The sequence below is a fragment of the bacterium genome (genome assembly GCA_036524115.1).
Taxonomy (GTDB): Bacteria; JAUVQV01; JAUVQV01; order JAUVQV01; family DATDCY01; genus DATDCY01.
Map to the genome: position 1 here is coordinate 1 of DATDCY010000360.1, position 9954 is coordinate 9954.

At 70.6% G+C, this 9954-nt stretch carries 10 protein-coding genes; 3 read left to right on the top strand and 7 right to left on the bottom strand.

The window, feature by feature from the left end; translation table 11 throughout:
• Window positions 1–179: 179 nt before the first annotated feature.
• From aroF to VI078_17660, 7 genes are all read right to left on the bottom strand, one after another.
• Window positions 180–1193 carry a 3-deoxy-7-phosphoheptulonate synthase gene (gene aroF / locus VI078_17630; GenBank protein HEY6001109.1) on the bottom strand — a complete coding sequence of 338 codons (1014 nt, stop codon included), beginning with the start codon at window positions 1191–1193 and terminating at the stop codon, window positions 180–182.
• Window positions 1194–1211: 18 nt separating this feature from the next.
• A complete protein-coding gene (locus VI078_17635; protein HEY6001110.1) occupies window positions 1212–1667 on the bottom strand; it encodes a hypothetical protein in 456 nt (151 codons plus the stop codon).
• Complete coding sequence (mamK, locus tag VI078_17640; GenBank protein HEY6001111.1) at window positions 1667–2680, bottom strand: MamK family actin-like protein; 1014 nt, start codon at window positions 2678–2680, stop codon at window positions 1667–1669. The genes VI078_17635 and mamK overlap by 1 nt, the downstream gene beginning before the upstream one ends.
• Complete coding sequence (locus VI078_17645; protein ID HEY6001112.1) at window positions 2664–3704, bottom strand: N-acetylmuramoyl-L-alanine amidase; 1041 nt, start codon at window positions 3702–3704, stop codon at window positions 2664–2666. The genes mamK and VI078_17645 overlap by 17 nt, the downstream gene beginning before the upstream one ends.
• A 148-nt stretch (window positions 3705–3852) precedes the next feature.
• The gene (locus tag VI078_17650; GenBank protein ID HEY6001113.1) at window positions 3853–4707 is read right to left on the bottom strand and encodes a polysaccharide deacetylase family protein; all 855 of its coding nucleotides are present in this window, start codon (window positions 4705–4707) and stop codon (window positions 3853–3855) included.
• Window positions 4708–4826: 119 nt separating this feature from the next.
• Window positions 4827–5168, bottom strand: a complete 342-nt coding sequence (locus VI078_17655; GenBank protein HEY6001114.1) for a phage holin family protein — start codon at window positions 5166–5168, stop codon at window positions 4827–4829.
• Window positions 5169–5287: 119 nt separating this feature from the next.
• Window positions 5288–5935, bottom strand: coding sequence for an adenylate kinase (locus VI078_17660; protein HEY6001115.1), 648 nt, complete (start codon window positions 5933–5935; stop codon window positions 5288–5290).
• Between the two features lie 323 nt (window positions 5936–6258).
• Between VI078_17660 and leuS the strand changes: the two genes are divergently transcribed.
• The 3 genes from leuS to VI078_17675 are packed head-to-tail and all read left to right on the top strand — an operon-like array spanning window position 6259 to window position 9791.
• Complete coding sequence (gene leuS, locus VI078_17665) at window positions 6259–8859, top strand: leucine--tRNA ligase (GenBank protein HEY6001116.1); 2601 nt, start codon at window positions 6259–6261, stop codon at window positions 8857–8859.
• 5 nt (window positions 8860–8864) lie between these two features.
• The gene (gene lptE, locus VI078_17670; protein ID HEY6001117.1) at window positions 8865–9395 is read left to right on the top strand and encodes an LPS assembly lipoprotein LptE; all 531 of its coding nucleotides are present in this window, start codon (window positions 8865–8867) and stop codon (window positions 9393–9395) included.
• A gap of 3 nt (window positions 9396–9398) precedes the next feature.
• Window positions 9399–9791 carry a hypothetical protein gene (locus VI078_17675; protein HEY6001118.1) on the top strand — a complete coding sequence of 131 codons (393 nt, stop codon included), beginning with the start codon at window positions 9399–9401 and terminating at the stop codon, window positions 9789–9791.
• Window positions 9792–9954: the final 163 nt, after the last annotated feature.

Genomic DNA, 9954 nt, shown 5'->3' on the forward strand with positions numbered 1-9954 from the left:
CGACGGCGCCGGCCGCGAGCGCGGCCGTGCGGGTCGCGGGGTCGCGCGCCAGGGCGCGCACGCGCCAGGGCAGGTCCCCCTCCTTGACGGCGCGGGCGAGCGAGCCGCCCATCAGCCCCAGCCCCGCGATGACGAGGATGCGCTGGCGCCCGGCTGCGGTCATCTGCGGGGGGACGCGGCTAGAGTTCGCGGCCGAGGAACGTCGCCAGCCGCCGCAGCTCTTCCATCAGCGCGGCGAAGCCGTCCGGGCGCAGGCTCTGCGGCCCGTCCGAGAAGGCCTCCTCGGGGTTGTGGTGGACCTCGATCATGAGGCCGTCCGCCCCGGCGGCCAGCCCCGCCAGCGAGAGCGGACGCACCAGGTCACGGCGGCCGCCCGCGTGGCTGGGGTCGACGATGACCGGCAGGTGCGAGAGGGTCTTGATCGAGGGCACCGCCGCGATGTCGAGCGTGTTGCGGGTGTAGTCCTCGAAGGTGCGGATGCCCCGCTCGCAGAGGATGACGTTCGGGTTGCCGTTGGCGACGATGTACTCGGCCGAGAGCAGCAGGTCCTTGATCGTCGCGGCCAGCCCCCGCTTGAGGATGATCGGCTTGCGCACGCTGCCGACCTCCTTGAGCAGCCGGAAGTTCTGCATGTTGCGGGCCCCGATCTGGATGAAGTCGACGTGACGGTCGAGCAGTTCGAGGTCGCGCGGGTCCATCAGCTCCGTGGCCACGAGCAGGCCCGTCTCCTCCCGGGCCTCGGCGAGGTAGCGCACCCCCTCGGCCTCGAGTCCCTGGAACGCGTAGGGCGAGGTGCGGGGCTTGAAGGCGCCGCCGCGCAGCACGGTGGCTCCCGCGGCCTTGACCTGGCGGGCGATGTTCAGGAGCATCTCCCGGCCCTCGACCGCGCAGGGGCCGGCCATGACGTGGACCCGTTTGCCCCCGAGGAGCACGCCGCCGGCGCCGAGGACGCTCGGCTCGGGGTGGAACTCCCGCGAGACGAGCTTGTACGGCTTCATGATGGGAAGGACCTGGTCCACCCCGGGGAGGATCTCGAGGGGCAGGTTGCGCAGCGCCGCCTCGTCGCCGATCGCGCCGATGATGGTGCGCTCGACGCCGCGCGAGAGGTGCGGCGTGCAGCCCGCGGCCTTGACCTTCTCGATGACGTGGTCGATCTCGGCCTGGGTGGCCCCGGGCTTGAGGACGATAATCACGGTCGTGCCTCCTGTGCGTTAGGGCAGGGGAACCTTGCTCGCGGTGAAGGTCTCGCGGCCGGAGGTCGAACAGCCATGGACGACCGGGAACCCCGAGAACGAGAGGCTGACGATGGCGCTGTCCGGCGAGGTGAATGTGCCCTCGACGACCACATTTCCCCCGAGTTTGTAGCCGCCGTCGAAGCTGAAGGCGGCGTTCTCGATCGGCAGCCGGATGTCCTCGAAGTCGACGCCGAGGCAAGGTTCGGGGAAATTGAAGACGAGACCGGCGACGTCCCCACCGGACACCGCGAAGGTCATGATGACGCCAGAGGCGGAGACGCTCGCCCAGGCGCCGCTGTAGGTCCCCGCGCCGGTGTCCGGGCCGCGGGTGCCGACGCCAAGCGGCGTTGTCGTGGTCGGCTTGCACCCGCCGGCCGCGAGCGCCAGGGCGAACGCCAGGGCCGCGGCCGCCGCGGCCCGCGCCCGGCGCATCACAGCTTCTCCCAGTACTGGGCGGGCATCTCCTGCGCGAGCTTCAGCGCCCCGTCCGACCCGGCGAAGAGCGGGTCCTTGACGCAGGTGACCTGGCTCGAGCCGTACTCCTTGAGCGACGCCTGCAGGCTCTCGCGCAGCCCGCCGATGAGGCTCCCGCCCCCGGCGAGCACGATGTTCTTGCGGATCTTCGCCTGGAACTCGGGGTCGAAGCGGGCGATCATCTGCGTGACCGCCTCGACGATCGCCGGCAGGATGCTCTCGCAGGCGCGCTTGACGTCGGCCTTGATGTCGTGGAGCATCGGCTTGCCGTCGACGGGCATCACGACCTTGATCTCCTCGGGGGAGTCGCCCACGAAGCTGAACTGCTCCTTCCACTGGCGGACCATGTTCTTGTTGAACGTCGAGCGCGGGTAGCGCTCCTGCAGGTAGGAGAAGAGCTGGTCGTCGATGTAGTCGCCCGCCTGCAGCAGCGTCTTCTGGTCCTCCTCGCCGGGGAGGGTGCCGTGCATGATGCACAGGTCGGTCGTCCCCGCGCCGATGTCGATGACGAGCGCGTTGTTCAGCAGGCCGAGGCTGTAGGCGACCGCGAAAGGCTCGGTGACCACGACCAGCGAGTCGACGAACTCGGCGACGGCCTTGCGGATGGCGAGGCGGTTGACCTTGAGCGAGTCCGAGGGGACGCCGACGACGGCGTGGACCTTCTGGCCCGCGCCGGGACCGGCCAGCTCGATGAGATGGCGGATGATCTCCTTCACCGCCTCCTCGCTGCGGTCGATCCCCTCCTTGATGATGCCGTGCTGCAGCGGGCGGCAGACGTCGACCATCAGCCGGTGCTCGAGCACCTCCGCGCCGAAGAGGACCGGCTTGCCGACGACCTGGGCCGCCACGAAGTCCTTCGGCCAGCCGACGTAGCTCTCGATCCACTGGCGCTGGCCGTTGCCGGCGGAGATGGAGGAGCGGGAGGTGCCGAGGTCGATGCCGACGAACAGGACGTCACTTTTTTGCGTCATGGATGGTCTCCCCGTTGCGCAGGTAGTCGATTATGCCGGTCTCCAGGGCGGCGGCGATGCCCTCGCGGTGCTCCTCGGTCCGCAGGCGCGCCTCCTCCTCGGGGTTGCTCAGGCACGAGACCTCGGCGAGGACCGCCGGGACCTCGGACTGGTTGAGCACCACGAACGGGCCGCGCTTCGTGCCGTAGTCGAGGACGGCGGCGTCCGCCCGCCGCTCGTTGCGCAGCACACTGGCCTGGATCGTCGCGGCCAGGCGCGGCGACTCCTCGCGCCGCATCTGCGTCTCGAGCCGCTCGATGATCTCGCGCAGCTCGCTCATCCCCGGGCCCTGGCCGGAGTTCTCGCGCCGCGCCTGCTCGGAGGCGGCGGCGTCGGTGGCGGGGCCGAAGTAGAAGGTCTCGATCAGGTTGATCGGCTTGTTCGGGACGAAGTTCAGGTGGATCGACACGAAGAGGTCGGCGTGGTCCGCGTGGGCGATCGCGACGCGCTCGGCCAGCGGCACGGTGAGGTCGGCGTCGCGGGTGAGCTGCACGTCGGTCTGGGCGCGCGCGTCGAGGCGGCGCTTGAGCCGGCGCGCGATGTCGAGGGCGAGGTCCTTTTCCCGCGTGCCGCCCCGGCCGATGGCGCCGGTGTCCTCGCCGCCGTGCCCGGGGTCGATGATGATGGCGCGCACGCCGAGGTCGAACGCGCGGCTCAGGGGCATGTTCCGCGCGCCCTTGAAGAGGCGCGGGTCGAGCGGCTGTGACGCCGCGGGGGCCTGGGGCGCGGCGGGCGTCGCAGCGGTGAAGCCCGCCTGCGTCTGTTGCACGGGGAAGAAGATCGGCGAGACGGCGTTGCCCGTGAAGAGCGTGACCAGGGCGACCGTCGCCCCGAAGAGCGCGACCTTGGCGGCGCGGGGCAGGCGCTTGCGCACCTCCATCCGCGGCGTGCTGCGCCCGATCAGGCGCAGATTGTCCTCGAAGATCCCCCGGTGGATCGCCTGCTTTGTCCGCAGCTCGCGGTTGCGCGCGATCTTCTCGAACATCGCCCTGTTTGCCCCTCCGCCCTCAGGGGGAGACACACCTCCCCCACCGAAACCATCGGCAATCTAACAAGATATGGTCCTCGGGTCAACACGGGGTGACGCAGGTCACGCGCGCGCCACCCGGGCCGGCAGGGCCAGCGGCGGCGCCCTAGTGCAGGGCCTGCGGGGCGGCCAGTGCGACGACCGTCGCGGGCGGTCCGAGCTCGCGACGCAGCTCACCGACTGTGCACGGTTGGTAGCCGCGCGCGCGAAGCTCATCGACGAGGGCCCCGAGCCGCGCCGAGAGCGGGTCGTCGCGCCTGGCGCAGAGGTGCATGAGCACGATCCCGCCGTTGAGGCCGGCGCCGCGGGCGTCGAAGGAGAGGATGCGCTCGAGAAGGCGCGACGCCGCGAAGAAGTTGCGCGAGGACCGGTCCGCAACCCAGTCGAGGCTGTCGAGGGTGTGCCGGCCGGCGCCTCCCTCGCGGGACCAGCCGACGTGCTGCCAGCCCGCGGTCCCCGCCCAGCGGGCGATCTCGTCGTTGAGCTCGCCGTACGGCGCCCGCCAGAGCGGCGCGAGGGGCAGCCCGGTGAGCCGCTCGTACGCGTCGGCGGTGCGCGCCAGCTCCCGCGCCATCCGCTCGCGGTCGAGCCCCGGCAGCGTGTCGTGGCGGTGCGTGCGCTCCCAGGTCGTCAGGTGCGGGTGCGACCAGGTGTGGTTGCCCACCTCGTGGCCGCCGGCGGCGATGCGGCGCACCAAGTCGGGGTGGCGCTCCATGAACTCGCCGGTCAGGAAGAACGTTGCGGTGACGCCCCGGTCGGCGAGGACCGCGAGGATGAGCTCCGTGTCACCGGCGTCGCTGCCGCCGTCGAAGGTCAGCGCCACCCGCGGCTGGTCGCGCCGGCCGCGCTCGAGAGACAGCGCCTCGGATGGTCCGGCCTCGCCGGCAATGGCGGCAAAGGGGAGGAGCACGGTGGCGGTCGCAACCGCCAGACAGGTCGCGCGGCACCAGATGCGCTCCATGATTGTAACGCATTGTCGCAGAAGACAAAACTGTTTTCAACTGAAATTGTTGAGCCCGGTGGGGCAGGGACCCGGTCGCGTCGGACCGGAAAGCGCCTGCTGGAGCGGCGCGTCGCCGCTCAGCGCGGGTGGATGATCGCCGTTCCGACCCACCCGACGAAGCTCACGAGGAGCGAGCCGAGCAGCGCCGGGGCGAAGCCCTCGAGGTGGAAGCCGGGGACCACGAGGGCGACGAGCGCGAAGGTGGCGGCGTTGACCACGAACAGGAAGAGGCCGAGCGTCAGGATCGTGATCGGCAGGGTGAGCACGACGAGCACCGGCCGCACCACGGCGTTGGCGATGCCGAGCACGAGGGCGGCGCCGGCGAGGGCGCCGGCGCCGTCGAACCTGATCCCGGGGACCACCTGCGCGGCCAGCCAGAGCCCGAAGGCGGCGATCGCCGCGCGCAGGAGAAAGCGCATCACTACGTCCCACGATCCGCGCGTGCGCGCGGATCCAGCAGGGCGGAACCCGTTGACATGCCTCGGGTCATCGGCTCGGTCACAAGCCTGCCTTTACCGATCCGCGCGTGCGCGCGGATCTACTTCCCGAGTTTCCTGACGATGCCGTCGAAGGCTTCCTTGCTCACGAGGTTCGGCACCGAGAAGAAGACGCCGGACTGGCGGTAGTAGTCGATCAGCGGCGCGGTCATCTTCTCGTAGGTGTCGAGGCGCTTCGTGATCGCCTCCACGGTCTCGTCGGCGCGCTGGACGACCGGGGAGCCGCACTTGAGGCACGTGTCGCCCGGGCCCGCCGGCTTGGACTTGATGTTGTAGATCTCCTGGCACTTGCCGTTCGAGCAGGTGCGGCGCGTGGTCAGTCGGTCGAGGATCACCTCGCGCGGCACCTCGAGGCTGACCACGAGGTCGAGCTTGATGCCGAGCTTCTTGAGCAGCTTGCCGAGCGCCTCGGCCTGCGGGATCGTGCGCGGGAAGCCGTCGAGCAGGAAGCCCTTGGCCGCGTCCGCCTCCTGGAGGCGCTGCTCCATGATCCCCATGATCAGCGAGTCGGGGACGAGCTCGCCCCGGTCCATGTAGCCCTTGGCCTCCTTGCCGAGGGCGGTGCCGGCGGCGACTGCGGAGCGCAGGATGTCGCCGGTGGAGATCTGGACGGAACCGTCGTGCGCGTTGAGCAGCTTGGCCACCGTGCCCTTGCCGGCCCCGGGGGCCCCCAGGAGAATCACCCGCATCGCTCACACCTCCGAAACAGAACGTGTCGTCGCCTCATGCCCCGCGCCGGCTGGCGCCGCCGGGGCTGCCCGCAGAACCCCGCTATTCTGACAGGAAAGGTGTGGCAATGCAATCGTGCCGACCGCCGCCAGGATCCGCGCCGGCGCGCGGATCAGAAGAGCAGGCTTGCGATCATTGTGATTCACGGCAGGTCAACAGCTCCTGGCCTGCTGGATCCGCGCGCACGCGCGGATCGTGTGGTCGCGGTTGAATTCCCCCGGTGGCCTCACTACAATCGCCCCGCACCACGAGACGGACGCGACCTGCGAGAGGACGGAAACCGATGAGCGAGCGATACCAGCCGGCCGAGGTCGAGGCGCGGTGGCAGCGCCGGTGGGAGGAGAGCGGCGCCTACCGCGTCGAGCCCCGCCCCGACCGCCCGAAGTACTACTGCCTCGAGATGTTCCCGTACCCCTCGGGCAAGCTGCACATGGGGCACATGCGCGTCTACTCGATCGGCGACCTGCTGGCGCGCTACAAGACGATGCGCGGCTTCAACGTGCTGCACCCGATGGGCTGGGACGCCTTCGGCCTGCCGGCCGAGAACGCGGCGATGGCGCGCGGGACTCACCCGGACCGCTGGACGCGCGACAACATCGCGAACATGAAGCAGCAGATGCGCGCCCTCGGCGTCAGCTACGACTGGGACCGCGAGGTCGCCACCTGCGACCCGGAGTACTACCGCTGGAACCAGTGGCTCTTCCTGCGGATGCACGAGCGCGGCCTGGTCTACCGCCGCCGCTCCAGCGTCAACTGGTGCCCCGGGTGCGAGACCGTGCTCGCCAACGAGCAGGTCGAGGCCGGCGCCTGCTGGCGCTGCGCCAACACGGTGGTGCAGCGGGACATCGAGGGGTGGTTTTTCCGGATCACGCAGTACGCGGACGAGCTGCTCGCCGGCTGCGACGCGCTGGCGGCGACCTGGCCCGAGCGCGTGCTGACGATGCAGCGCAACTGGATCGGGCGCAGCCACGGCGCGCGCGTCGACTTCCCGCTTGCGGACCGCCCCGGCGCGGTGACGGTCTTCACGACGCGCCAGGACACGCTCTACGGCGCGACCTTCATGTCGCTCGCCCCCGAGCACCCGCTGGTTGCGGAGCTCTCGCGCGGCACGGCGCAGGAGGCGGCGGTGCGCGAATTCGTCGCGCGCGTCGCGCGGCAGGACCGCAGCGTGCGCGCGGTCGGCGACCTCGAGAAGGAGGGCGTCTTCACCGGCGCCCACGCGATCAACCCGCTGACCGGCGCGCGCATCCCCGTCTACGCGGCGAACTTCGTGCTCATGGAGTACGGCACCGGCGCCGTCATGGCGGTGCCCGCGCACGACCAGCGCGACTTCGAGTTCGCGCGCAAGTACGCCCTGCCCGTGATCGTCGTCGTGCAGCCGCCGGAGGGCGGGCTCGACGCGGCGACGATGACCGCGGCCTTCGAGGGTGACGGCGTCTCGGTCGCCTCGGGTCCCTGCACCGGCCTGCCGACGCCGGAGGCCAAGGAGAGGATGATCGCGCTGCTCGAGGAGAAGCGGTGCGGGCGGCGCGAGACCACGTACCGCCTGCGCGATTGGGGCATCTCGCGGCAGCGCTACTGGGGCACCCCGATCCCGATGATCCACTGCGCGAGCTGCGGCGTGGTCCCGGTGCCGGACGGGCAGCTGCCGGTGGTGCTGCCGATCGAGGGGATCGAGATCACGCAGAAGGGCGGCTCGCCGCTGGGGCGGCACGCGGCCTTCCGCGACGTCGCCTGCCCGAAGTGCGGCGGCCCGGCGCAGCGCGACCTGGACACGATGGACACCTTCGTCGACTCGTCGTGGTACTTCCTGCGCTACTGCTCGCCGCGCGAGACGGGCGCGCCGGTGGACGCGAAGGCCGCCGCGTACTGGATGCCCGTGGACCAGTACATCGGCGGCATCGAGCACGCGATCCTGCACCTGCTCTACGCGCGCTTCTTCACGCACGTGATGCGCGACCTCGGCCTCGTGCCCCAGGGCGAGCCGTTCCTGAACATGCTGACGCAGGGGATGGTCTGCATGGAGAGCTACCGCTGCGCCGAGCACGGCTACCTCGGGCCCGAGGAGGTGCGCGCCGGCGAGAGCGGGGACAAGGTCTGCCACGCCTGCCAGCGCCCGGTGGAGATCGGCGGGCGGGAGAAGATGTCCAAGTCCAAGAAGAACGTGGTGAGCCCCGACGACATGGTGCGCGCCTACGGGGCCGACACGACGCGTCTCTTCTCGCTCTTTGCCGCCCCGCCCGAGAAGGACCTGGAGTGGAGCGAGGAGGGGATCGAGGGGTGCCACCGGTTCCTCAACCGCATCTGGCGCCTGGTGGAGGCGCGCGCCGAGGAGATCTGCGCGGGCCGCCCGGCGGACGCCGCCGGCGCCGCGGGACCGTGGCTGGAGCTGCGCCGGCGCGCGCACCGCACGGTGAAGAAGGTCACCGACGACGTCGAGCGGCTGCACTTCAACACCGCGATCAGCGCGGTGATGGAGCTGGTCAACCAGCTCTACCAGCTGGAGGGGAGCGCCGCCCCGGGCGCCGCCGAGCGCGGGGCGTTGCGCGAGGCGGTGGACGACCTGCTGCTCCTGCTCCAGCCGTTCACGCCGCACTTCGCGGCCGAGCTCTGGGAGCGCATCGGCGGCGCCGGCGAGGCGCGCGCCGCGGCCTGGCCCGCGTTCGACCCGGCGCTGCTCGTCGACGAGACCGTCGAGGTCGGCGTGCAGATCAACGGCAAGGTCCGGGGGCGGGTGACGGTGCCCGCGGGCGCCGGCGAGGAGGAGGTCCGCGCCGCGGCGCTGGCCGACCCGCGGGTGCGCGAGTGGACCGGCCGCGGCGAGGTCCGCAAGGTGGTCTACATTCCGGGGCGCCTCCTCAACATCGTCGTCGCGGGACGGTGAGGGCGGTGGCGGCGGCGTGGCGGCGGGCCGCGGCGGTCGCCGCCGTCGCGGCGGTGCTGCTCAGCGCCGCCTGCGGCTACCGCGTGGTCGGGTTCGGCGGGCAGCTCCCCGGGGGCATCACCCGTGTCGAAGTGCCGATCTTCGAGAACCGGACGACCCGTAGCGACATCAGCCGGAAGCTCACCGAGGACTTCATCAACCGGCTCGTGAGCTCGGGGAAGGTCACCGTCGTGGGTGCCGCCGCCGAGGCGCAGGGCGTCATCCGGGGCGTCGTCGCCGTCTACCGGCGCGAGCCCATCACCTTCGACGCGAGCCAGAAGCCGCTCGCGAACCGGCTCACCGTGGTCATGGACGTCGAGCTTGTCGCGAACGCCACGGGGCGCGCGCTCTTCGCGGAGAAGGGCGTGGTCGCGCGGCACGACTACGCGATCGGGGACGACCTGGAGGAGAACGACCGGCGCGAGGACGAGGCGTTGGCTCGGATCTCGGAGCTCATGAGCCAGAAGCTCATCGGATTAATGCTGGAAGGCTTCTAGCGGATGACGCCGGAGCAGTTCCGGAAGTCGCTGGCGAAGGGACAGGTCGCGCCGGTCTACTTCTTCTCGGGCCCCGAGGCGGGGACGATGCAGGAGGCGCTCGACGCGGTCGCCGCGCTGGTGCCGGAGGCGGCGCGCGCCTTCAACGTCCAGGTCTTCCACGCCTTCGAGGCGGACTTCGCGGAGGTGTTCAGCGCCGCGCGGACGTTGCCGTTCATGGGCGAGCGCCGGGTCGTCGTGCTGCGCGACGTCGAGAAGACGCGTCTCGACCAGCTGGGGCGCGGCGAGTTCCTCGAGGAGTACCTCGCGGCGCCCGAGCCGATGACGGTGCTCGCCGTCACGACCGGGGACGAGGACCGCGCGAAGACGCTCGCGAAGAAGCACCCCCACAGGTAGTAAGAACTCAATCAATGAATTAATTATTGAATGAGTTTGGATGAGATCCATGAGATCCAAATGAATTTGCTGCGCGCATGATAGTGAAGGACAGGGAAACCTGAGGTGCTGCACGCAGTCCGCAGGGTCACAAAGAATTGGACACGACTTAGCAGAGAAGGCG